We start from the raw sequence: 485 nt of genomic DNA, 5'->3' as shown, positions 1-485 counted from the left end.
TACGATCGCGCGCTGCTGAACGCGGCCGCGCTGCGCGTGGTCGGCTATACCAGGGACACGCCCGAGCCGCCAGGCGGCACCATCCTGCGCGACGCGGCCGGCAACCCCACCGGCCTGCTGCTGGCCAACCCCAACGCGACCATCCTCTACGCGACGCTGGCCAAGGGTCCCAAGCTGCCCGAGGAATACCAGGCCAACTCGACGCGCCACTTCATGCGCGAGCTGAACCGCCTGGGCGTGACGGGCGCGATCGACGCCGGCGGCGGCTCGCAGAACTACCCCGACGACTACGAGGTGATCCGCAAGCTGCACGACGCCGGCCAGATGACGGTGCGCATCGCCTACAACCTGTTCACGCAGAAGCCCAAGGCCGAGAAGGAGGACTTCGTGAACTGGACCCAGTCCGTCACCTATCACGACGGCAGCGACTACTTCCGCCACAACGGCGCAGGCGAGATGCTGGTGTTCTCGGCCGCCGACTTCGA

1 protein-coding gene is annotated in these 485 nt (G+C 67.8%); it reads left to right on the top strand.

The features are described 5' to 3' along the window. Nucleotides 1-485 (top strand): amidohydrolase family protein (locus tag HWX25_RS32975; RefSeq protein ID WP_175912780.1); only part of this gene is annotated, 485 nt, incomplete at both ends.

This window comes from Burkholderia sp. BCC1640 (genome assembly GCF_902833125.1).
In the GTDB taxonomy this organism is placed as follows: domain Bacteria; phylum Pseudomonadota; class Gammaproteobacteria; order Burkholderiales; family Burkholderiaceae; genus Burkholderia; species Burkholderia diffusa.
This window is presented reverse-complemented; position numbering and strand designations above follow the sequence as displayed.